The following is a 22987-nucleotide window of genomic DNA, read 5'->3' on the forward strand; positions in this document are numbered from 1 at the left end:
CGGGCTCCTTATTCGGCAGGCACTGGCGCGAGCGGACGGTCCGCTGCGGCGTTGTGCGGGGTCTCGGTCATCGGCTTCTCGTCGCGGATCTTGCCGGCCAGTGTGGCCCACACGTTGACGATCATGATGATGAAGCCGGCGAGGTAGAGCGCTCCGCCCGCAGCCCGGATGAGGTACATCGGGTGCATCGCGGCGACGGTCTCGACGAAGCTGTAGACCAGATAGCCGTCAGCTCCATATTCGCGCCACATCAGGCCCTGCATGATGCCGGCGACCCACATCGCGGCGGCGTAAAACACGATCCCCACCGTCGCGAGCCAGAAGTGCCAGTTGACCATGCGCAAGCTGTAGAGGCGCTTCTGGCCCCACAGACGCGGCGCCAGATAATAGACGCAGGCGAAGATGATCATGCCGTTCCAACCCAGCGCGCCGGCGTGGACGTGACCGATCGTCCAGTCCGTGTAGTGCGACAGGCTGTTCACTGCCTTGATCGACAGCATGGGGCCTTCGAAGGTCGCCATGCCGTAGAAGGCGAGCGCCATGACCATCATACGGATAATCGGGTCAGTGCGGATCTTGTCCCATGCGCCGTTGAGCGTCATCAGGCCGTTGATCATGCCGCCCCAGCTCGGCATCCACAGGACGACCGAAAAGACCATACCCAGCGTCTGCGCCCAGTCTGGCAGCGCGGTATAATGAAGGTGGTGCGGACCGGCCCAGATGTAGAGGAAGATCAGCGACCAGAAGTGAAGGATCGACAGGCGATAGCTGTAGACCGGACGCTCGGCCTGCTTGGGCACGAAGTAATACATCATCGCCAGGAAGGGCACGGTCAGGAAAAAGGCGACCGCATTGTGCCCATACCACCACTGGGTCAGTGCATCCTGCACCCCGGCAAAGGCCGAGTAGCTCTTCGAACCGACGAAGCTCACCGGAACCGAGAGGTTGTTCACGATGTGGAGCATCGCGATGGTGATGATGAAGCTCAGATAGAACCAGTTGGCGACGTAGATATGAGGTTCACGGCGTTTGACGACCGTTCCTACAAAAACCACCAGATAGGCGACCCAGACAATTGTCAGCCACAGATCGACATACCATTCCGGCTCGGCATATTCCTTCGCCTCGGTGACGCCCATCACATACCCGGTCGCGGCAAGGACGATGAAGAGCTGGTAACCCCAGAAAACGAAGCGGGCCATTGTGGGGAAGGCCAATCGTGCGCGGCAGGTGCGCTGCACCACATAATAGCTCGTCGCGATGAGAGCATTTCCGCCGAAAGCGAAGATCACCGCCGAGGTGTGAAGCGGACGCAACCGGCCGAACGTGGTGTACTCTAGACCCAGGTTCAGCACCGGATAAGCGAGCTGCAGCGCGATATAGACGCCCGCGATCATCCCCGCGAGCCCCCAGAAGAGCGTCGCGATCACGCCCCAGCGAACCGGGTCGTCATCATAAATGCCCTCATCGGCGGGCATCTTGAGAATGCCCCGCGCGATCGCGCCGTAATCGGCCCGCGAGATCGTCACCCACAGCATGGCGAGGCAGGTGAGCGCCACAATCACCATGTGCACCGCGAACGGTGCATCGACCGCAATCGCAGCCATAATAAGGGCGACAAAGGCCAGGCCTAACCAGCCCCCCGCCTTCATAACCAGACTGTCCATCATGCTTGCCCCTTTTTGGCGCGACTTTGCCGATCGCGCGGATCTGGGCCGCTTTGGACGCACGAGCGCCCCGAGACATTGACCGGGATCAACGAAAAAATTGCGTTCCATCAATGCGACCGCAGGTGGGCGGGCTCAGAGACGCTCTCGTCGAAAACATGAAGGCAACACAGGGAGCCGACCAATGAAGACCCGACTATTCCCCCTCCTCGCGCTGGGCGCAGCGCTGGCCATTCCAGGGCAGGTGGCCGCGAAGAGCGGCGACGTGCAGCTCAAGCTGCTCGGCACGCTTGTCGCGCCCAATGGCAAGCTGAAGGATGTCGAACTTGACCGCATCGGCCTGCCCGCCGGCACCAAAACCAAGGCCGACAACAATGTGATCCCCACGATTGCCATCGAATATTTTCTGGCGGACAATATCTCGATCGAGACCATTGCGGGCGTCACCCAGCATGATGTCGATGGCCGGGGCGCCCTTGATGGCGCTACGCTCGTCTCCGATGCGAAGATCGTGCCCGCCACGCTGACACTGAAATATCATTTCGGCAAGGAAGGCGGCATCCAGCCCTATGTGGGCGCCGGCCCTAGCTACTTCATCTTCATCGACGAGAGGCCGGGTGCCACGACGCGCTCGCGTGGCGCGACCCGGCAAAAGATGGGAGACAAAGTCGGCGCCGCGCTTCAGGCAGGCATCGACATCCCGGTGAATGACAAGGGGCTTGCCGTCACCTTCGATGCCAAGCGCTATTTCATGCGCCCAACCGCACGCTGGTTCGCCGGAGCAACCGAAGTCCTTCGCACGACCCACAAGCTTGACCCCTGGGTCATTAGCGCAGGCGTCGGCTTCCGGTTCTAACCCGCCATGTCCTCCATCGCCGCGCGGTCGTTGATTACGATCTCGCGGCGAGACGGGAGGTCCAGCACGCCTTCAGCGCGCATCTTCGTTAACTGGCGGCTCGTCGTCTCGATTGTGAGGCCCAGAATGTCCGCAATCTGCTGCCGCCCGAAAGGCAGTTCGAAACTGCTTTGCGCATTCGCGCCGCATCCCTGCCCGGGAAGCCGGTCCGACATTTCGAGCAGGAAGGACGCGATTTTTTCAGACGCAGACTTGCGGCCCAGCAGCATCATCCAGTGGCGCGCGCGGTCCAGCTCGTCGAGCGTACGACGCAGCAGCTTCTGCTGAAGATCGGGATGATTGCCGGAAAACTCGTCAAAATTGCTGCGGTTGAAGATGCAGACTTCCGCATCCGTCATCGCCGTAACGCTGTAAGGGCTTTCCTTGCCGAACGGGCGCCCAATGAAATCCGATGGGAAAACCACGCCGACGATCTGCTCGCGGCCTTCTGTCGCGGCGACCACCAGCTTGAGCACGCCCTCCAGCACGTTGGCCACCACGGGAGCATCATCCCCTTCCCACAACAAAGTGTGGCCGGCTTTGACTCGCTGGCGACGCCCCATCTTCCCGAGAACGGCGAGCTCCTCGGCGTCGAGGCTGGAACAGATCGCGCGATTGCGCACAACGCAGGACTGACAGTCGGTCACATCCTTGCCATAGATAATCTAGGTCAATTTGAAAAGCTGGACAACTTGTCCCAGGCTTGGAGACAGCTCGCAAACCGGTGGCGGCCTCCAGCCCGGCATCAGCCGTATTGCCTTGCGGGAGTGTGTTCCGGCAGCGGAATTTCGGGAGCGTTCTGGCGTTCGCCCGCCAGTGCGACCAGCTGCGGCGTCTTGAGATCGACGCGATTAGTGGGCGGAATGAGGCGCGTGATCGCGCTCAGTTTCTCGGCCGGCCCGGCCCTCTCCAAGGCCGCGGCCAGCTCCTGACGGACACTGAGGTCCGCGGACCAGAGCCGCTTGAGCACCGCGCCGGCAACTGCAAGCGCCGATGGTCGCTGCGCATTTACGTTCATGCCATTCGTAAACAGAGCGACGATCAGCCGCTCTCGCAATTCCTCGGAATAAAAATCGAACTCGATCCCGATCCGTCGGCTGGAGTGGCGCACAAACCCGCGAATGATCCCAACCTCGGGTAGGACGACCTGCACGCGATCGCCCACCGCTAGGGTGGTGGCGGCATTCAGTTGAATGCCAAGCCCTGAAATAGAAATGTCACCCTCACTTGCCTGGATCATCTCGCCCCGCTCGCCGATCAGCGTGATGCCCTGCTGAAGGGGGAAGCGCTCCTCAAGCCGCACGCGCGGTTTCTCCAGGCACATCATGGCGACGAGAAGAAGCATCACCATATTGAGCATCAACCAGAACGCGACGATCGGGATCAGACCGTCATAATCCACCACACGATAGTCGGTCATATTGAGCGCAAGAGCCAGGAGGCTCAGGCCAACCAGGGACAAGGCGGCCAAAAGAACGCCGGTCGGCGCCTCACTGCCGGAGTTCGAACCCTTGGGCGTTACCTTAAATGTCAGGCCCTTGGGTGCCAGGAGCGTCTTGAGGGATGCCGGCAAAATGCGGAAAGTCTGGAACACGGTCAGGATCTGCGCAGCCAGTGGATAATAGCGGCCCGGTGCCAGCAGGCTGATGCCGCCGATCAGCGCCACGATCATCGGCAGGACGTGGAAGATAACGGCGTTCAGATCGACGCGCACCATCGGCACCATGTTGAACAGCGCGAAGAGGATCGGTGCGAGGATAGTGAATGCGGACTGCAAACCCTGCGTGAGCCATGCGGTGGGCAGGAACAGGAAGCGATAGCGCAGTCTCAACTTTGGGCCGAGCGGCCCGAGCTTTAAGTAAAGGATCTGGATCGCCCCTTGCGCCCAGCGCTGGCGCTGAACGAAGAAGGCCGCGTTACTCTCCGGGGCGAGACCATAAGCCAGCGGCTCGTTGAGATAACGCGTGACATAGCCCCCGCGCAGACAAGCAAGCGTGAGCAGCATGTCTTCGGTGATCGAACCTTCGGGCAGGCCTCCGCCAATCTCCTCGAAAACTGAGCGGCGGGTTACGGAATTGGACCCACAACAGAAGGCGGCGTCCCACCCATCGCGACCGGGCATAATCGCTTCGAAAAAGAAGCGCTGATCGTCCGGCATGGCCTGCTGCAGACCCAGATTGGTCTGCATGGGATCGTGATTGTAGAAGCTGTGGGGAATCTGGACGATGCCGATCTGCGGCTGTTCGAAAAAGCCCATCGTGCGCAGCAGGAAGTTGCGCTGCGGTACAAAGTCCGCATCGAAAACAGCGACGAAGGGGGCATCTGTCAGCGTCAGCCCATGGTTGATGTTGCCGGCCTTGGCGCCCTTATTGTCGGGCCGGTTAATATAGCCCGCGCCCTTGGCAACGCACATGTCATGCACCCAGGGGCGCCGCCCATCGTCAAGCACCCATACGCGCGCCTCAGGCCAGTCCAGCGCGAGGCAGCCGAGCACGGTTTTCTCCAGTACTTCGCGTGGCTCGTTATAGGTCGCGATGAACACATCGACGGGCGGCAGCAGACCGGCATTCTGCGCCCATAGCGACCGCCAGCGCGCCTCGCCTGCGTCGGCCTCAGCGGAACGGTTTGTCGGCCGGGAGAGCAGAGCGAGCAGGATCGCGCCATCGAACAGCGCGGCCATCTCGATCGCGAGGCAGGTAAGCGGCCACCATAGATCCCCTGCAGAACCTCCCCAGGGAATAGTATCCATGACACGCCAGTAAACGTAGCTGCCGACCGTGGCCGCCACGGTAGCGACGATCCCCGCGCGAGATCGCCATAGGCTGCCGAAGACGATGAACGCGCCTAGCACCAGCGCGAGCGCCGTGAACGGCGCGTTGAGCGCTACGCTCTCCATCTCGGTCAGATGCTGCGGCCGAACCGCACCTCTGCCAGGCGCCCGACATCGCATTTGCGACTTGCATCGACCTTGGCCGGCAACTGCGCAGGCAGAGCAACGTCGACGATGATTTCCCGCGCGCCCGGCTGCGAATAGGTCGAGGCAGCAAGCAGCCGTTCCTGACGGCGACCCGCTCCTCCTGTGATGTTCACGACCCGGCCCTTCATCCAGGTGCTGGAGCCGATCATCCGAATATCCGCGTGCCCGCCCGGCTGAATGACCTCCGCCTTGCGCTCAGGCAGGGACACCTGCACGAAGCGGCGGCGGCAATCGACGAGATCGATCACGGGTTCACCGGCGCGGATCGACGCACCGGAACTTGAGGTCGCCGCCCAGACCAGCGTGCCTGCGGGCGCAACATAGCTCGCACGGGCAAGCGCGTCCTTCAGTCGGACCCGCGTTTGCGCATATTCAGCCGTCGCGTCGCTCAGCGTCTTCTCGATTGTCTGGCGCTGGAGCAGCACCCGGTCGGCCTGCTGCACGGCATAGGGCGCGTCATTATAGCTGTCGCCGACGAAGACATCCGAGCGAGCAGCGTCGCTCGCGATCTGAATGGACCGGAGTGTCGCTGCGGCCTTGCTGCAATCGCTCTCCTTGGCAGAGGCCGCTGCCATCGCCTTTTCGACGCCGGCCTGCGACATGAAGCCCTGCGCGGCAAGCTGGCGCGCACGCACCAGCGCTGCGGCCTGCTCGGATCGTTCCGCCTGGCAACTCTCGATCGCCGCCTGTGCGGCAACCCGGTCTTGCAGCAGGCGCGCTGAGGTCGCTCGAGAGAAGAGCGCCGCGCGATGATCGAGGCGCGTTTCCTGTGCGGTCAGTTCAGCGAGTTGACGCTTGCTGAGGGTGATCTGCGCCAGCGCGATTTCCTCTCGCGCGTTAAGGTCAGCGACTTCGCCTGTGTCCTGCGCGATGTCCAGAAGCCGGATCGGGGTAGGCCGCCCAAAATATTGTCCATCCACCGGAAGGTTCGCGACAGTGCCGTCTGCCGCAGCGGTCAGGCGGATGAGGGGCGCATTGATCGCAGCCTGTGTGGAAACGTCGTTCAATACGTAGGGCGCAAAACCCATCGCGCCCGTCCCGAGTAAACAGACGGCCAATGCCACGCGCGTCCCCCGCGCCCGGAGAAACGTCTCCAACTTTCCCATGATTCCTGCCCCACCCCACGCCAAGTCCGACGCGGGACCGTGGTAGCGGAAATACAGTTACGATCTCGTTATCTTCAGTTGGTTCCCGTTACAGGAATGCGAAAGAAGAACCGGCTGCCCTTCCCCAGGCCCTCGCTCTCAACGCCGATCCTGCCACCATGGAGGTCCACAAGCTGATGAACGAGCGCTAGGCCGATGCCGAGCCCGCCCCCTGCCCGCTCCTGATGTTCGTCTATCTGCGCGAAAATCTCAAAAATATGATCCTTCTTCTCAGGTGGAATACCCAGCCCATTGTCCTGGACTGCAATCTCGATCTCATTGTCCACCACCCGCGCGGAAAGTCTGATCTCTCCGTTTTCAGGCGTATATTTGGCGGCGTTATTGAGAAGGTTGGAGATGATTTGCGCCAGCCGGGTAAGATCGCCATCGATCCAAACCGTTTCGCTTGGCACATCGGTGGTGAAATGGTGATGTCCCGCGTCGATCTGCGCCTGACTGCCCTCGATCGCGAGGCTGAGCACCTCGGCAAGGTTTAGCCGCTCCCTGCGCAGGGAGATCTTGCCCTCTGTAATCCGCGATACGTCAAGCAGATCATCCACCAGCCGGGCCAGGTGGAAAATCTGCCGGTGCATACTTTCCTGAATGATCGGCGCCTGGGGCGTACCTACCTTGCGCTGAATGAGGTTCACGCCGGCATGAAGCGAAGCGAGAGGATTCCTCAGTTCGTGCGCAAGAACCGCCAGAAACTCATCTTTGCGGCGGTCGGCTTCGCGTAAGGCACTGGTCGTGGCGGCGAGTTCATCGCGCTGGGCAGCGAGGAGCTGACGCTGCTGGTAAAGCTTGACGAACACATCGACTTTACTGCGCAGGATATCCGCCTCGATCGGCTTCTGGATGAAGTCGACAGCGCCTGCTTCATAGCCCTGAAACCTGCGCTGCGCGTCAGCCGTCCCGGCCGTCAGGAAAATGATAGGAATGGAGCGTGTTCGCTCGTTACCCCTCATGAACTCGGCCAGCTCAAAGCCGTTCATGCCGGGCATCTGCACATCCAGCAGTGCGAGCGCGACATCCTCACGCAGCAATAGTTCGAGAGCCTCGTCCCCCGAATGCGCCGTGAGAAGGCGCACATCCTCGCGAGTGAGCAATGCCTCCAGAGACAGAAGATTCTCTTCCAGATCATCGACAAGCAGGATCGGGACAGGGGTTTGTCCACTGTTCATCTTTGAGCATTCTCCAGAAGAAATTGGGCGATCCCGTCGAGGGGCAGAATTCTAGCCGAGGGACAGGCCTTTCGGGCTGCGTCCGGCATGGCATCGGCGAAGGCAGACCGGGGATCTTCGACAAGCGCATTGCCACCAGCGGCGGCAATGGCGCGAAGGCCTGCGGCGCCGTCTGCATTGGCGCCCGTCAGCACGATGCCGATCACGTCCGCGCCAAAGGCATCGGCGGCGCTCTCAAAAAGGACATCAACGGACGGACGGGAATGCTGAACGGGCTCATCGCTCGAGAGTGAAAGCGACCCGTCGGCTTCAAGCAGTAGATGATAGTCGGGCGGCGCGAAGTAGACGGTTCCACCCAACGCCGGCTCCTTGTCCTCGGCTTCGCGGACGGTGAGTTGGCATTTGTCCTGAAAAAGGGGGGCTAGGAAATTGCTTCGATCCGCCGGCACATGAACAACGACAAGGATCGGCAGCGGGAAATCAGCCGGCAAGGCCGGCAGGATCTGCGAAAGCGCCTGAATGGCACCTGCCGAAGCCCCGATGACGACGATGCGCGCCGCACCGGCAGTCATATATCCCGCCTCTGATAGATGCGCTCTGAGCGGATGAAGTCCGCAAAGGAAGACGCATGAGCGGAGAAACGCAGGCTCTCTTTCGCGCCCAAACCGAGAAAGCCGTTGCGCACGAGGGAGTCGCGAAAGAGCCCAAGCGCGCGATCCTGCAGCACACGATCGAAATAGATCATCACGTTCCGACAGGAAATGAGATGCATCTCACCGAATACCGCGTCCGCCACCAGACTGTGATCGGAAAAGACGACCCGTTCGCGCAGGCTTTTGTCGAATGCCGCGCCGCCATACGCGGTAGTGTAATAGTCGGACAGCGATGACTTCCCTCCGGAAGCCCGATGATTCTGCGTAAACCCCTTGATCCGATCGAGGGCATAAATGCCGCGTGAAGCCGTTTCGATCGCTTCCTGACTAATGTCAGTCGCGTAAAAAAGAGTGCGATCCGCCAGCCCTTCTTCGCGAAACAGGATGGCCAACGAATAAAGCTCCTCGCCCCCACTGCACCCGGCGACCCAGACCTTGAGCGAGGGATAGGTTCGCAGATGGGGGACGACCTGCTCGCGCAGGGCAAGGAAATAGGACGGATCGCGAAACATCTCGCTGACCTGCACTGTCAGATAGCCGAGCAGACGCGGCAGCAGTCCCTCGTCATGCAGCAGGCCCTCCTGGATCGCCGAAAAGGTCGTGAAGCCGAGTTGCTGGCGCGCCTGTCGCAGCCGTCGACGGATCGAGGCCTGCGCATAGTTCCGGAAGTCGTAATGATAGCGCTGGTACAGGGCCTCCAGCAGCAGTCTGATCTCGATATCCTCGATCGCGTCCGACATGGTCAGCGCGGCATCCAGACGCGGACAAGCGACAGCAGCTTATCCACGTCGAGCGGCTTGGCCATGTAGTCGCTCGCCCCGGCATCAATGCACTTCTGCTGATCGTCAGGCATCGCCTTGGCGGTGAGCATGAGGATCGGCAACCGCTTCCAACGGCTGTCTTCGCGAAGTTTGCGGGTGGCAGTGAGGCCGTCCATCACTGGCATCATGACATCCATGAGCACCAGATCGATTGCCTCGCCACCCTCTCCGGCGGACTTTTCAAGTGCACTGATCGCTTCCTGGCCATTGCGTGCGATCTCGATCAGCACGCCTTGCGGCTCAAGAATGTTGGTCAGCGAATAGACGTTGCGAACGTCATCCTCGACGATGAGGACGCGGCGCCCCTCCAGCGTGGCATCGCGGCTGCGGGCCTTCCGGATCATCTGCTGATGCTCGGGCGGCAGATCCGTTACGACCTGATGAAGGAAGAGCGAGACTTCATCCAGCAGCCGTTCGGGCGACCGGGCGCCCTTTATGATGATGGAGTCGGAATAGCGCCTCAGTCGCTGCTCATCCTCGGTCGAGAGGTCGCGGCCCGTGTAGACGATGACCGGCGGGAAGCTGTGACTATCATCCTGATGGAGCTTCTCGAGCAGCGCATAGCCGGATGCATCCGGAAGCGAGAGGTCGAGCACCATGCAGTCGAACGTTTCGGTACGCAGACGCTCGAGGCATTCGGCTGCCGTACCGACCGTCACCGTTTCCACGTCACCGCTTGCGAGCAACTGGGCCACTGCCTCACGCTGCACAGCGTCATCTTCGACAATGAGGACGCGACGCGACGTGCTGGCAAGCTTGGCGGCCAATGTCTCCAGCAGATCGGCTAGTTCCTCGCGCTTCACTGGCTTGACCAGATAGCCGATTGCGCCGAGCGACAGCGCCGTCTGGCTGTGGTCAGCGGCGGAAACGACATGAACCGGTATGTGACGCGTCTCCACATCGCGTTTGAGCGCATCAAGGACCGCGAGGCCCGACTGGTCAGGCAAGCCGATATCGAGCACGACGGCACTGGGCTGGTATTCATGCGCGAGACGGAGCGCCTCGTCCGCACTTCCGGCGACAAGGCACTGAAAGCCCATTTCGCGTGCCAAATCCCGCACAATCCCGGCGAAGCTGCGGTCGTCCTCCACTACGAGAAGGATGCGGCTGGTGCCCATAAGTGCCTCACGATCATCCTCGACGCGACGCACGGGAGAGGGCGTCTGCTCGATCCGGGGAGCCGGAGCGGCGCTGGAACGGGGGCCTGGACTTGGAACCGGTTCCTCACGCGGCGCGACCAGAGCGGGATCGTATGTAATAGGGATCGTCAGCGTGAAGGTGCTGCCTTCCCCGAGCTTGCTGCTCAGCGTGATCGTGCCGCCGAGCAGCCGGGCAAGCTCACGCGAGATTGAAAGGCCGAGGCCCGTGCCGCCAAATTTCCGGCTGATCGTTCCGTCAGCCTGACGGAAAGCGTCGAAAATCTCGCCCTGCTGATGTTCAGCAATGCCGATGCCGGTATCGGTGACCGCGAAGGCAACGCGCTTGTCTTCAGTGCAGTTTATGTCGAGGCGGACGCTGCCCGCTTCCGTGAATTTAAGCGCATTGGAAAGGAGGTTCTTGAGAATCTGGTCAAGGCGCTGGCGATCGACATCGAGCTCTTTGGGGCAATTATCCGCCACTGAGACCTCAAAGGAGAGCTGGCGTTCGGTCGCGATCGGCTGAAACAATTGCTGCAGACCGCTCGTCAATCGCTCGAGCGCAATGGGCTCAGGACGCACTTCGACCTGGCCGGCCTCGATTTTCGAAAGGTCGAGAATATCGTTGATAAGCGTCAGCAGGTCGTTGCCCGAAGACTGGATAGTCTGGGCATATTTGACCTGATCACCGGTTAGATTACCCGCCGGATTGTCGCTGAGCAGTTTCGAGAGAATGAGCAGCGAATTGAGCGGTGTGCGCAACTCATGCGACATGTTGGCCAGGAAGTCGGACTTATAGCGGCTCGCCTGCTCAAGCTCTCGTGCCTTGAGTTCGACCGCGGCGCTGGACCGCGCGAGATCGTCCCGCTGGACCTCCAGCTGCTGCGCCTGCTCCTCAAGCTGGGCGTTGGTCTGCTCCAGTTCGACTTGCTGCTGCTCCAGCCGGGCCTGCGATTCCTTGAGCGCGCGACCTTGTTCTTCAAGTTCTTCGTTCGAAACGCGCAACTCTTCGCTCTGGACCTGAAGCTCCTCTGCCTGACGCTGGGTTTCCTCAAGCAGGTTCTGGAGTTCCGCCCGAAAACGTGCGGACCGCAACGCAGTGCCGATGACGATCTGCGCTTCGGTAAGAAACTCCATCACCTCCGTCGACACGGGCTGAAGAAAGCCAAACTCTAGAACGCCCTGAACCACATCATCCGCAATAGCAGGCGAGATGACGAGATGGCGCGGGCTGTCCCGACCCAGCGCCGATCCGATCGTCAGATACCCCTCTGGCACATCCTGCAGCAGCATGGCCCTCCGCTCAGCGGCAACCTGGCCAAGCAGGCCCTCTTTCGAAGCGAAACTCTCGATAATGCGCGCATCGCCGGGCACGCCTTGCATAGCAATCCTATGGAAACGCCCACTCTGACCGGCGAATAGTGCGGCACCCTGAGCGCCAAGAAAGCGCGTCATGAATGCTAGGATCTGCTCGCCCAGTTCGGTCGCACCCAGGTCGCCGAGCATGACGGCAGACAACTCGGCCTGACCGGCCTGCAGCCACTGCCGCCGTTCGCGGACCTGCGCTGAATGGCGGATCAGGAGACCGACGACCAGAGTAAGAGCGATACCGAGCAGCATCGTGCCGATGCCGGTGGCCCATGCCGCGGTGTAGGCGGCCTCCATCTCCTCCACACGGATAGCGCGTAGCCGCGTTTCCTCCTGCTGCATGAGGTCGATCTGGCTGCGGATGCGGTCCATGTCCGCCTTGCCTTCGCCGCCATTCACGATCGAAAGCGCAGCGACCGTTTCGCCCCTACGGCGCAGCTCGATTGTCCGATTCAGTTCAGCCAGTTTGGCGTCGATATAGCTCCGCAGCGTCGTCAGGCGCGCCTGCTGCGTCTCGTTATCACGGGTGAGGTCGGCCAGATGGTCGAGCTGTTCCGTGGTGCGCTTGCGGGCTTCCGCATAAGGAGCCAGATATTGTTCGTCGCCGGTGAGCAGATAGCCGCGCTGGCCCGTCTCGCTGTCCTGCGCACCCGAAAGGAGCTTGCCCAGCGCAGTGATGACGTCGTGAGTATGCTGAACGTTGCGCGTATCCGCACGCAGAGTGGATATGTTTCGATAAGCTGTGAAACCGCTCCCGAGAAAAAAGAGGAGGACGAGCACCAAGCCAGCCCATGTTCCCCAGTTCAGCCCAGTGCTGGTGCGAACGGTCTGGGAAGCGGAACGGTTAGTCATTGGCATCTCATCGTGCGGTAATGGCGGGGGTGACGGAAGAGACGAAGAGCGATCAACCGGCGGCACGGAGCTCGCGGCCGTTCTGCCCGGATCAATGTGCGTACATGCGTGAGAAATATGCTGAACGGAATGCGCGCCAGAGACGCCTTTGCCGGCGCCCTTCAAGTTGACGCGCCGACAAGGCCTATAGCATGCACCTCGGTCTTGAGTTGCTCCCAACGGTAAGGCTTGACGACAATCCGGGCTTCCGGGTCGTGGCTCTTCACAGCATCGGGATTGGCCGTGATGTAGAGGACCGGAATATCGCCATAATGTTCGACGATGCGCCGAACCGCCTCGATCCCCAGTCCTTGGGCAAGCCGCACATCTGATGTGATGAGGTCAGGACGTTTCGATAACGCCATGCGCACCGCATCATCTTCAGAAGATGCAACATCTGTGGAACCGGCCCCCAACTCCTCGACACAGGCTTGCACGTCGAGCGCGACGAGCAGATTATCCTCTATTATCAGTATGTGCGACACCCGAGCCTCCCCAGCGGAGGGCAAACGAAGCAATCCTTGTTCGGTTCCGCCCTTTTCACGCGCCGGAAGAAAATTGTGCTGTCGGGTAGGCATCGCTCGTCAGCGGAGACGGTGAACGCGCTAAAAATCCACTGACCGCCGCACTATATAGAGTCGGCGTTGTTTTCCGGAGGAGAAGCGAAATGGCCAATGGCTGGGCGCCCGACGGCGCCGTGCAGGATCAAATCGACGACAGCGTGAAGGATGCGATCGCAACCGCGCGCGCGCGAATGCCGTCGGGACCGAGTCTGCTCGACTGCGAAGCGTGTGGGGAACCAATTCCTGAAGCGCGTCGACGGGCGCTGCCGGGCGCCAGAACCTGCGTGGCCTGTCAGTCGGCAAGAGACAAAAGACCTGTGATCTCGGGCATCAACAGACGCGGGAGCAAAGATAGTCAACTGCGGTGACGTTTCGGGGAAAGGCGCCGCGCGCGACGATACCTGTTTCAGGCGACCGCATGCCTCTGCGCTGATGGCGCAACGACTACGCGGTTCCGCCCGGAAGATTTAGCCCGGTAGAGCGCGGCGTCAGTAACTTCGACGAGGTTCCGCGCCAAACAATGCGTCGGTGCCGTTGCCACGCCGATGGAGACCGTCACGGCGCCAATGTCATTTTCGCCGGCGCGGATTTGCAGCGAGGCAATTCGGTTACGTATCATTTCGGCCCGCTCTTCGGCCTGATCGGCGCGCACGCCAACAAGAAGCGCCAGAAATTCCTCACCACCATAGCGGGACGAGAAATCCTGCTCGCGCATCTCGCTCCTTATGGTTGCGCCGACCTGACGCAGTACCGCGTCTCCCGCCTCATGCCCGAACACGTCGTTGACACGCTTGAAATGGTCGACATCGATCATCAGGCAGCTGATCGGCTTGCCCTTCTGCTCCGCCGCAGTAACCTGTTCGTCCAGCACTGCGTCGAGGCGTCGTCGATTGGCGAGACCCGTTAGCGCGTCCGTCATTGCCATTTCACGCAATGTGTCGCGCAGTCGCAAATTGCCAAGCGCAAGGCCGACATTTTCTGCCAGAAGCTGGAGGTAAGCCAGCGGCGTGGGCCCATGAGAAGCGGAGGCCACCGGTTCAAAGTAGAGCATACCCAGCAGCTCTCGCTGCGCAGTAAGCGGCAAGCAGAGCGTGTCCGGATGATGATCTTCGGTTTGCAGATCCAGATGCTCGCAGGGCACATCGACCTGCGTTCCGGCCGGTCTGTGTGGCAGTCCGCGCCTCAGCGCCCAGCATGCAAGCGGGGTAAATTCCGCACGAGAGAAGCGCGGGGCCTGCCACTGGCAAACCTCCACGACGGCGCCGCGCCTTTCGTCCGAGAGGTATAGCCGACCGGCCAGCCCGGGTGCGATCTCCGGAGCGAAGCGCTGGAGCACGCCTTGCAACTCGGTCAGCGTGTCGCAGCCCTGCAGACGCTGGGCCATTCTCGAAAAGAGCTCGCGCACCTGAAGGTCGGCGTCCCGCTCGGCCGCAAGGCGCTGGCGCTCCAATCCATTCTCACGAAAGACACGGATTGCGTTCGCCATATCGCCAATCTCGTCTATGCGATCGATCTCAGGCGGCTCGACAGCGTAATCCTGTGCCGCCAGACGAGTCACCACGTCGCTTAGCCGGACCACGGGTCGCAGCACCCGCTGCTTGAAGACGAAATAGAGCACCCCGAGGAACATGAGACCCGTAGCGGCCAGTACGATCTCGGAGACCGTCTTCCATATCCGGGCAATACCTTCCGCTGCGTCCACATCTGCCTGAGTGCGCTGATCCAGCCGGCTCTGGAACTGCTCGACCATCATCTGCGCGCGGTCGAGCTCTCGCTCATATTCCGGCCCAAAAAGCAGCTGGCGCGCGCGCTTCTCGTCGCCTCGATCGTGCGCCCTAAGCGCCTCGCGTTGCTCGTCATGGAGAGTATCGGCCCACGCAATCGCGTCTTTGAGGGCTCTCAGCTCCTCCGGCCTGGCACCTGCATCGTTCAAATGCCTGATCCGGCTTTCGATCGTGCCGAGTGCCGCGCTTTCTCGCTGATAGAGAAGGCGATAGGTCGGATCGCCGCTGTTAAGATATTGACGCGCGTGGTCGGTCAGCGCCGAAATTTCGCGGCCGAGCGCGGAACTGGCTTTATCCAGACGATACCGGTTCTCGACTGCGGCGCGTTCCTCTTCCTGCGCGTTCGACGCGAGCAGCATCGTGCTGCCCGAGATGAGCGTGAGCGCTACAGTCGCGCCGTAGGCCCAGTTGGTGATGGTCGCCAAACGCATGCCTCCTTTTAGGAGGCATTCCCAACGAAAAGGTTAAGAAAACAAAGGAAATTTTGATCGTCTGGATACAACATGCGCTATCAGAACGCCGTCATGCGAAAGCTATCCCAGAGCCCGCTCTCGCGGCCCGTTCTCCGGCTGTCAGTTCGGCCTTAAGCTTCCGCATGTCCAAAGTCGGATCGGTTGCGCCGCGCTTCCTTTGGTTCCTGTCTGCGATTGAGAGCCTGGCGAACACGGTCGAGCAGTTCCGCCTGCCTATAGGGTTTACCAAGGACGTCACGCGCCACGTCACTTGGACCATCTGCCACCAGTTCCTCATTATATCCCGTGGCCATCAGGACGCCGATATCCGGATCTAGTTTGATCGCCTCCTGCGCAAGCATGATGCCGTTGAGGCTGCCCGGCATGACGAGATCGGTAAACAAGAGATCGAACCGGTTTGCCTTCGAATTCGCTGACAGGATTTTGAGCCCCTCATCGCCTGAAACGGCCGTCGTCACTCGATAGTGCGCCGTTTCGAGAATTTCCTTTGCCAGGACCAAAACCTCCGGACTGTCCTCGACGACAAGGATACGCTCGCCGTTTTTAGCGGGGAGTTCACTCCGTTCGGACGCTCGAACGGGAAGAGGGGCCGGAGAATCGTCCTCGTCGACTTGCTTGGAAATGGGAAAGAGCATTCGGATCGTCGTGCCGGCACCCACTTCGCTCTCGATTTCCAGGCGACCGCGCGACTGCTGAACGAAGCCGCTGGCCATTGCGAGTCCTAGACCGGTTCCTTGTCCGGTTGGTTTGGTCGTGAAAAAGGGTTCGGCAGCCCGCTGAGCCACGTGAGGTGCCATGCCCTGACCCTCGTCGCTGATTTCCACCGCTATGTAGTCGCCTGGTAAAAGCTCGCGGGACTTGGCGTCGCCGTTGAGATGGACCTTGCTCGTCGCGATCGTGATGAGACCGCCTTTTGACGAAGCGTCTCGGGCGTTCATCACCACATTCAGGATCGCCATCTCCAGCTGATCCGCATCGATGTGAACCCTGGGTAGATTGCGGCGGAGGCTGAGGTGCAGTTCAACATCCTTGCCGATCGCGCTCTCGATTACATTCACAAAGCTCTGGATGCACTCGCTCACATCAACGGATCGCGGAGCAAGCCGAGTCTTGCGGGCGAACGCGAGCAATTGTCCCGTCAGTTTCGCTCCCTTGTCCGCTGCGGAGCGCGCATTCTGGATATGGCGCAGCGCCTTCTCGTCGGAAACCCGATGAGCTGCCAGTTCGAGACTGCCGCCAACAACCTGCAGCAAATTGTTGAAATCATGCGCCAAACCGGCCGTCAGTTGCCCGATGGCTTCCATTTTTTGGGCCTGCCTCAGGAACTGCTCGGTTTCCCTGCGGCGGGAAACGTCAAGCTGACTGGCGAAGAAATAAAGCAGTTCCCCCGAGACGTTGTAAACCGGACCGATAAAAACCGCGTTCCAGAATGGTGAGCCGTCGCGCCGGTAGTTCAGAATCTCAAGGGCAATGGACTCGCGATTTTTTACTGCCTGCCGCAACTCGGCGATTTGTTCACGGTCGGTCTGCGCGCCCTGCAAGAAACGGCAATTCCGCCCGATGACTTCGCTTTCCTCATACAAGGTGAGATCGAGAAAGGCCTTATTGGCGAAGACGATCGGATTGTCGGGCTGATGAGGATCCGTCAGGATCATCGGCATGCGCGTCATTTCAATGGCAGCGAAAAACACGTTGCCACGGTCATTCAAGCCCGGCTCGGTTATGGTGCTCTCGCGCCAGTGTTGCTGTCCGGATGTGCCGAGGGGTTCATTGGCCCCCATATCAGCTGAGCCATCGGCGGGCACGCCAGTAGATTGCCCATCTTCGGGCATGCGATCCTCATTGGCTGACGTCAATTTGCGCTCCGACTAACAGGGTCTTTATCCAATCTGTAAACCTACCCCTTGGTTCCTTGCGAGGTTCGCCTTTCGAGAGACGGCACAGCACTTCGGCCTACCAAAGAGCTTGCAGGACGTCCCTATCCCTTCTCGATCAGGTCCGTGATCTTGTTAGCAAGCTGGCTCATGACGAAAGGCTTGGTTATCACTTCCATCCCCGGTTCGAGGTGCCCGTTCCCAACCGCGGCGTTCTCTGCGTAGCCAGTGACGAACAAAATCTTCAGATCCGGACGCGTCAGGCGTGCCGCGTCAGCCACTTGCCTCCCGTTCATCCCGCCAGGAAGACCAACGTCCGTTATCAGCAGATCCAGTCTAACGTCCGATTGAATGATCTTCAGCCCCGATGGGCCATCGTCCGCTTCCAGAGCGACATATCCCGCCTCCCGCAGAACCTCGACGATCAGCATGCGGACGGTTGGCTCGTCGTCGATCACCAGCACAACTTCGCCGTCGCCGGTTTCCGATATCTGGGTTTTCGGGGCTTCGATCTCTTCGTCGGCATTGCCCGCATAACGAGGAAGATAGAGGCACATGGTCGTGCCTTGTCCATCCTCGGTATATACACGCACCTGACCACCCGACTGCCGCACAAAGCCGTGGATCATTGAGAGGCCGAGCCCGGTTCCCTGCCCTATCGGCTTCGTGGTGAAGAACGGATCGAAAATGCGGTCGACAATATCCTTTGGAATGCCCGTGCCGGTATCCGTGACGCAAACGGAGATATACTGCCCAGGAGGCAATTCGCGCTCATGCGCCGCTCGGTCGTCCAACCACTTGTTGGCAGTCTCGATCGTAAGCGTGCCTCCTTCGGGCATCGCGTCTCGCGCGTTGATCGCGAGGTTCAGGAGCGCGCTCTCGAGCTGCGCCACATCGACCTTGGTCAGCCACAAGCCCGCCGCGCCGACAACCTCGACCTTGATCGCCGGTCCAACGGTCCGACTGATCAGGTCTTCCATTCCACACACAAGTCGGTTCACGTCCGTGGGTTTCGGATCGAGGGTCTGGCGGCGGGAGAAAGCCAGCAGGCGCTGAGTCAGCGCGGCTGCTCGCTGTGCAGATGTTTGGGCCCCGGCAATGAAACGCTCGATCCCGTCGCTGCGTCCTTGCGATAAGCGGCGCTCGATAATCTCCAAACCACCGCTAATGCCGGCCAACAGATTATTGAAATCATGCGCAATTCCACCTGTCAGTTGCCCAACAGCTTCCATCTTCTGCGCCTGACGCAGCGCATCTTCCACATCTATGCGCTTCCGGACCTCGATCTCGACTTGCTCTTCCAGCCGCTCGTTCAACTCCTGCAAGCGTTGTTCGTCTTCTTTGCGGGCGGTAATATCGATAACGGTGCCGACGAAGCGGATGCTGTTATCGACAGAGAAGAAGGCACGCCCGCTGGCCGAAAGCCAACGCAGCTTTCCATCTTGTATGCCTATCGTCCGGAACTCGATATCATACCGCCCTGAGCCCTGCGGGTCGATCGCTTCCCCGACGGCCGCATCGGCGCGCGCACGATCCTCCGGATGCAGTCCCGCGAGAAACGAGCCTTCATAAGTGACGCTGGCTTCCGGCGGTAAACCGAACAACTGCTTGCACTTCACGTCCCACCGAAGCTCGCCGGATGCAGGCTCATAGTCCCACGTTCCAATTTCCGCTGCCTCAGTGGCAAGACGGAGCCGCGCCTCACTCGCTGCCAGTTCTTCTTCTGCTTTGAGCCTGTGCGCCAGCTCCCGCTGAAGCGCCTGAAAAAGTCGCGCATTGTCGATCGCGACTGCAGCCTCCGCTGCAAGACCTTCGAGACCCCGCTCCGAGCGCTCACTGAACATCCCGCGCTGAGCGTGCCCTAGGAAGAGCCCCCCGATAACGTCGCCACTGCGCGATACCACCGGAACCGCCAAATAGCTCCGGACGGGGAGATGACCTTCCGGCATGCCCTTGCGGGGCGCATTATGACCGTAGCGGGGATCTTCAGTGATATCGTCGGACCGCACGATACCTTGTCCAGAAAACGTTGGAGCAAACACTGCGGTGTTTCGCGGCATCGGGAAATTAGCGAACGCCTCGGCCGGCGCGCCAGACAAGGTGTAGAGCATGTAACTCTCGCCATCCTCGTTCTCGACATTGTAGAAGAAGGCACCAAATTCAGCGCCGGTGAGCTCCACCCCGGCGTCCGTGACAATCTGGACGAGCGCTTGCAGGTCCGTCTCTGCGGCCAGCCTCATTCCGGCCCGGTTGAGCACTTCGAGCGCCCGCCTCTCTTCGAAAATCGCGTCCCGCGCTTCTCGATCGCTCGTCCTGTCACGCAATATTTTCGTGAAGCCTATGACTGCTCCCGCCCGATCGCGGATAGGCGACATCTCGCCGACTGCCCAGATACGGGACCCGTCGCGCCGCACGCGCCAGCCTTCCATGCCGCCACCACGGCCAATGGTCAGCGCATCACCCATTTCCTTGCGAAGTGCGGCCGCCCCCTCCCCTTCAGGAAACAGGCGTTCCAGCGTTTGACCTATGACCTCAGGCTCAGACCATCCCAATATCCGGCAGGCGCCCTCGTTCCAGCTCGTGACGCGGCCTTCGATATCTGTACTTATGATGACTGTTTCGACCGCACTGTCGACAATCTGGCGCCACTCGCCTGCGCTGATCGCGGGGGTATCCCGATCTGTCATTATTCCCCCCAAAAAACCGACCCCTATCAGGCAGCCAAACACGCAAGCCCCAAATTGGTTGCACATCCAGGGGCGTAATATGGTGGGGAACCACCCACACCCGCCGGCATTGGTGCCATAGTTTTTCAGCAACAGGTTGAAATGCAATCAGCAGCCCAAGCAAAACTGTCTTTATCTACGATATTGCTTGAAATATCTTCTCGCCACGAGCGGCGCCGGCTGCAACGAAAAGGGAGCGAGACCATGTCAAAATATAAGAGTTTTCTGCTATTTACGGCAGCTCTAGGCGCCATGCCAGCCGGCGCCCTCGCGCAATCGACTGCCGTCGCAGAAACTGCGGACGGGAACAGCGAGATCATCGTCACCGGCACGCGCACAACAGGTCGGACCCGGCTGGATGCGGTCTCGCCGGTCGATGTTCTCTCGGGCGAAGCATTGCGGCGCCAGGGCACGACCGAGGTTGCCACGGCGCTCGCCAGCGTGACGCCGTCCATCACCTTCCCACGCTCGTCCGCCGTCGACGGAACGGATTCGATCCGTCCCGCCACGCTACGCGGCCTGTCTCCCGATCAGACGCTCGTTCTGATCAACGGCGTGCGCGCTCACACGTCGGCTCTTCTCAATACCAACGGCTCAGTGGGTCGCGGCTCTGCGGCGGTCGACCTCAATACAATTCCTTCCGTAGCGCTCGACCGGATTGAGGTGCTGCGCGATGGCGCTGCGGCCCAATACGGCTCCGATGCCATCGCAGGCGTCGTCAACCTGCGCCTGCGCGAGGCCCGGAGCGGCGGCGGCGCCTCAGTCACCTACGGCAAATATATCACGGACGTCGACACCGCCCGTGGGTCGCGCAAGGAGCGCGATGGCGGAACGGTGACCGCAGCGGGCTGGCAGGGCTTTGCCTTGGGCTCCGAGGGATTCCTGACCCTGTCGGGCGAGTATTTAAACCGCAATCCTACAAGTCGCGGCGACTTCGACCCGCGCAAGGCGCCGATCCGGGTTCGGTCGCGCTTCGGTGACCCTGAAGTCGAGCAGTACAGCTTTTATGCAAACGCCGCCCATCCCCTGAACAGCGACGGGTGGGAGCTTTATGCTTTTGGCGGATATCAGCATCGAGACAGTGCAAGCGCTGCGACCCCACGCATCGTCGGCGGCACTGGCAGCAACGCCAATGCCAGTGCTGATGCGCTTGCCAGTCTCTATCCGGACGGCTTCACTCCGTTGATCGCGGTTCGCTCCACGGACTTCACGACCACGGGCGGTATCCGTGGCGAAGTGTCGGGCTGGAAGATCGATATCAACGCATCTTACGGGCGCAATCAGCTGCGCTTCAACACGAACAACTCGGGCAACGCGACTTACGGCGCAGCGTCGCAGACCAGCTTCTATGATGGCCGGCTGACATACGACCAGCTGGTAGGCGGCATCGACGTCGCAAAAGAACTGCCGCTGGGCGCAGGCACCGTCAATATCGCCTTTGGTCAGGAATATCGACGGGAAGGCTTCAAGATCGCGGCCGGCGAACCGGATTCCTATAATCGCGCCCCCGGCGCGGCGGCTGCGCTCGGCTCCGGCGCGCAGGGATTCCCCGGCTTTCAGCCGTCGAATGAGGTCGACGCGCATCGCAACAATTTCTCGACCTACCTCGACATTGAGGCCAAGCCTGTCGAGCAATTGACGCTCGGCATTGCCGGCCGCGCCGAAAGCTATTCAGACTTTGGCGACACCGCGACGGGCAAGCTCAGTCTGCGTTACGAATTTGCGCCTTGGTTCGCATTGCGTGCCACGGGATCGACAGGTTTCCGGGCACCGTCGCTGCAGCAGCAACATTTCACGTCCACGGCCTCCGTGCTGACTGATGGCAACATCGTCGAGACCGGCCTGTTCCCTTCCACTAGCGCAGTAGGTCGCGCTCTGGGCGGTCAGGCATTGCGACCGGAGAAATCGCGCAACCTTTCGGCGGGTGCGGTATTCCGCGCGGGAGGATTTGACCTCTCCATTGATGCTTACCAGATCAAGATCCGCGATCAGATCGCTCTGTCGGAGAATCTAAGCGGTGCCGTCGTGGTCCGCAGACTGCGCGATGAGGGGATTACTGCGGTCACCGCCGGACGCTACTTCCTCAACGGTATTCGCTCGACGACAAAGGGCATTGACGTTGTCGCTCACTACCGCGCAGCGACCGCAGGATTTGGTACGTTCGATCTCACAGCAGCAGGCAACTTCAACGATATCGAAATAACACGCGCGCCAGGCGCGGCCACGATTACCTCGTCAACCGGCACAGCGGTTCTTCCTATCTTCAGCCGCCAGCGCATCGTGTCCTTCGAGCAAGGCACTCCGCGCACGAAAGTCGTCGGCACCGTCGACTGGTCGCTGCAGGATCTGGGCGTTACCGCACGCGCATCCTATTATGGTGACGTCACACAACCCAGCAGCAACGGCTTTGCTCAGGATGACATTCACACCGGCCGTCACACCATCTTTGATCTGGAGGCGCGTTATCAGGTCGTGAAGAACCTCAATCTTGCGGTGGGTGCCAATAATCTGTTCGACACTTACCCCGACTTCGTGAAGCTGACCTCGTCCCGGGGCACAGCGCTCAACAGCACGGGTCTGGTCGGCTTCCCTTATTACTCGCCCTTCGGGTTTAATGGGCGCTATCTCTACGGCCGGATCAGCCTGAGCTGGTAGGGCGAGCGGGCGCGGGAGTTTTTTCCTTCCCGCGCCCGACCATCATTGGCCGGACATTCTTTGTCTTGGTAAAGAGCGCGCTCGCAACGGGCCGCATCGGCGAGCGGGTTCATATGCTCAGATCGCTTCACGCAATGAGTTGACGGCTTGCGAGAGCGAGGCGGGCCCCTGCCCCCCT

15 protein-coding genes are annotated in these 22987 nt (G+C 60.6%); 3 read left to right on the forward strand and 12 right to left on the reverse strand.

Features of this window, described 5'->3' with window-relative positions; genetic code table 11:
* Positions 1 to 8 precede the first annotated feature (8 nt).
* On the reverse strand, positions 9 to 1667 hold the full coding sequence (gene ccoN, locus ACNAOH_RS03215; RefSeq protein WP_443972033.1) for a cytochrome-c oxidase, cbb3-type subunit I: 1659 nt from the start codon (positions 1665 to 1667) through the stop codon (positions 9 to 11).
* A gap of 184 nt (positions 1668 to 1851) precedes the next feature.
* Between ccoN and ACNAOH_RS03220 the strand changes: the two genes are divergently transcribed.
* Positions 1852 to 2523, forward strand: a complete 672-nt coding sequence (locus ACNAOH_RS03220; protein ID WP_443971336.1) for an OmpW/AlkL family protein — start codon at positions 1852 to 1854, stop codon at positions 2521 to 2523.
* On the opposite strand, the gene ACNAOH_RS03225 is transcribed toward ACNAOH_RS03220, so the two are convergent.
* The 8 genes from ACNAOH_RS03225 to ACNAOH_RS03260 all read right to left on the reverse strand — a co-directional run bounded on the left by ACNAOH_RS03225 (position 2520) and on the right by ACNAOH_RS03260 (position 13219).
* Positions 2520 to 3209: a Crp/Fnr family transcriptional regulator gene (locus tag ACNAOH_RS03225; protein ID WP_443971337.1), complete on the reverse strand. Its 690-nt coding sequence runs from the start codon at positions 3207 to 3209 to the stop codon at positions 2520 to 2522. The genes ACNAOH_RS03220 and ACNAOH_RS03225 overlap by 4 nt on opposite strands.
* A gap of 98 nt (positions 3210 to 3307) precedes the next feature.
* Positions 3308 to 5458, reverse strand: coding sequence for a glycosyltransferase family 2 protein (locus tag ACNAOH_RS03230; RefSeq protein WP_443971338.1), 2151 nt, complete (start codon positions 5456 to 5458; stop codon positions 3308 to 3310).
* A gap of 5 nt (positions 5459 to 5463) precedes the next feature.
* A complete protein-coding gene (locus tag ACNAOH_RS03235) occupies positions 5464 to 6567 on the reverse strand; it encodes an HlyD family efflux transporter periplasmic adaptor subunit (protein ID WP_443971339.1) in 1104 nt (367 codons plus the stop codon).
* A 152-nt stretch (positions 6568 to 6719) separates the two neighbouring features.
* On the reverse strand, positions 6720 to 7865 hold the full coding sequence (locus ACNAOH_RS03240; protein WP_443971340.1) for a hybrid sensor histidine kinase/response regulator: 1146 nt from the start codon (positions 7863 to 7865) through the stop codon (positions 6720 to 6722).
* Complete coding sequence (locus tag ACNAOH_RS03245) at positions 7862 to 8437, reverse strand: chemotaxis protein CheB (RefSeq protein ID WP_443971341.1); 576 nt, start codon at positions 8435 to 8437, stop codon at positions 7862 to 7864. Before ACNAOH_RS03245 ends, ACNAOH_RS03240 begins: the two co-directional genes overlap by 4 nt.
* Positions 8434 to 9258 (reverse strand): CheR family methyltransferase, encoded by an 825-nt coding sequence (locus ACNAOH_RS03250; RefSeq protein WP_443971342.1) that lies wholly within the window; start codon positions 9256 to 9258, stop codon positions 8434 to 8436. The genes ACNAOH_RS03245 and ACNAOH_RS03250 overlap by 4 nt, the downstream gene beginning before the upstream one ends.
* 2 nt (positions 9259 to 9260) lie before the next feature.
* Positions 9261 to 12695, reverse strand: coding sequence for a response regulator (locus tag ACNAOH_RS03255; protein ID WP_443971343.1), 3435 nt, complete (start codon positions 12693 to 12695; stop codon positions 9261 to 9263).
* A gap of 161 nt (positions 12696 to 12856) precedes the next feature.
* Entirely contained in the window at positions 12857 to 13219 is a 363-nt protein-coding gene (locus ACNAOH_RS03260; protein WP_443971344.1) for a response regulator, read from the reverse strand.
* Between the two features lie 182 nt (positions 13220 to 13401).
* Here ACNAOH_RS03260 and ACNAOH_RS03265 point away from each other — a divergent pair, with 182 nt between their 5' ends.
* Positions 13402 to 13665, forward strand: a complete 264-nt coding sequence (locus ACNAOH_RS03265; RefSeq protein ID WP_443971345.1) for a DksA/TraR family C4-type zinc finger protein — start codon at positions 13402 to 13404, stop codon at positions 13663 to 13665.
* 38 nt (positions 13666 to 13703) lie between these two features.
* Here the strand turns inward: ACNAOH_RS03265 and ACNAOH_RS03270 are convergent, their stop codons facing one another.
* The 3 genes from ACNAOH_RS03270 to ACNAOH_RS03280 form a co-directional block, all read right to left on the reverse strand.
* Complete coding sequence (locus ACNAOH_RS03270; RefSeq protein WP_443971346.1) at positions 13704 to 15512, reverse strand: diguanylate cyclase; 1809 nt, start codon at positions 15510 to 15512, stop codon at positions 13704 to 13706.
* Between the two features lie 152 nt (positions 15513 to 15664).
* Positions 15665 to 17386 (reverse strand): histidine kinase famiy protein, encoded by a 1722-nt coding sequence (locus tag ACNAOH_RS03275; RefSeq protein ID WP_443971347.1) that lies wholly within the window; start codon positions 17384 to 17386, stop codon positions 15665 to 15667.
* 146 nt (positions 17387 to 17532) lie between these two features.
* Complete coding sequence (locus tag ACNAOH_RS03280) at positions 17533 to 20115, reverse strand: PAS domain S-box protein (RefSeq protein WP_443971348.1); 2583 nt, start codon at positions 20113 to 20115, stop codon at positions 17533 to 17535.
* Positions 20116 to 20406: 291 nt separating this feature from the next.
* On the opposite strand from ACNAOH_RS03280, the gene ACNAOH_RS03285 reads away from it, so the two are divergent.
* Complete coding sequence (locus ACNAOH_RS03285; RefSeq protein ID WP_443971349.1) at positions 20407 to 22809, forward strand: TonB-dependent receptor; 2403 nt, start codon at positions 20407 to 20409, stop codon at positions 22807 to 22809.
* Positions 22810 to 22987 lie beyond the last annotated feature (178 nt).

Origin of the sequence: Sphingobium sp. CR28, from assembly GCF_052327305.1 — a bacterium.
Classification (GTDB): Bacteria; Pseudomonadota; Alphaproteobacteria; order Sphingomonadales; family Sphingomonadaceae; genus Sphingobium.

Bases quoted from the DNA above. Each gene is read 5' to 3' on its own strand.
- ACNAOH_RS03265 (WP_443971345.1), top strand. From the start codon at position 13,402: ATGGCCAATGGCTGGGCGCCCGACGGCGCCGTGCAGGATCAAATCGAC.
- ACNAOH_RS03275 (WP_443971347.1), bottom strand. From the start codon at position 17,386: ATGCCCGAAGATGGGCAATCTACTGGCGTGCCCGCCGATGGCTCAGCT.
- ACNAOH_RS03285 (WP_443971349.1), top strand. From the start codon at position 20,407: ATGCCAGCCGGCGCCCTCGCGCAATCGACTGCCGTCGCAGAAACTGCG.
- ACNAOH_RS03240 (WP_443971340.1), bottom strand. From the start codon at position 7,865: ATGAACAGTGGACAAACCCCTGTCCCGATCCTGCTTGTCGATGATCTG.
- ACNAOH_RS03255 (WP_443971343.1), bottom strand. From the start codon at position 12,695: ATGACTAACCGTTCCGCTTCCCAGACCGTTCGCACCAGCACTGGGCTG.
- ACNAOH_RS03230 (WP_443971338.1), bottom strand. From the start codon at position 5,458: ATGGAGAGCGTAGCGCTCAACGCGCCGTTCACGGCGCTCGCGCTGGTG.
- ACNAOH_RS03235 (WP_443971339.1), bottom strand. From the start codon at position 6,567: ATGGGTTTTGCGCCCTACGTATTGAACGACGTTTCCACACAGGCTGCG.
- ACNAOH_RS03220 (WP_443971336.1), top strand. From the start codon at position 1,852: ATGAAGACCCGACTATTCCCCCTCCTCGCGCTGGGCGCAGCGCTGGCC.
- ccoN (WP_443972033.1), bottom strand. From the start codon at position 1,667: ATGGACAGTCTGGTTATGAAGGCGGGGGGCTGGTTAGGCCTGGCCTTT.
- ACNAOH_RS03270 (WP_443971346.1), bottom strand. From the start codon at position 15,512: ATGCGTTTGGCGACCATCACCAACTGGGCCTACGGCGCGACTGTAGCG.
- ACNAOH_RS03245 (WP_443971341.1), bottom strand. From the start codon at position 8,437: ATGACTGCCGGTGCGGCGCGCATCGTCGTCATCGGGGCTTCGGCAGGT.
- ACNAOH_RS03280 (WP_443971348.1), bottom strand. From the start codon at position 20,115: ATGACAGATCGGGATACCCCCGCGATCAGCGCAGGCGAGTGGCGCCAG.
- ACNAOH_RS03250 (WP_443971342.1), bottom strand. From the start codon at position 9,258: ATGTCGGACGCGATCGAGGATATCGAGATCAGACTGCTGCTGGAGGCC.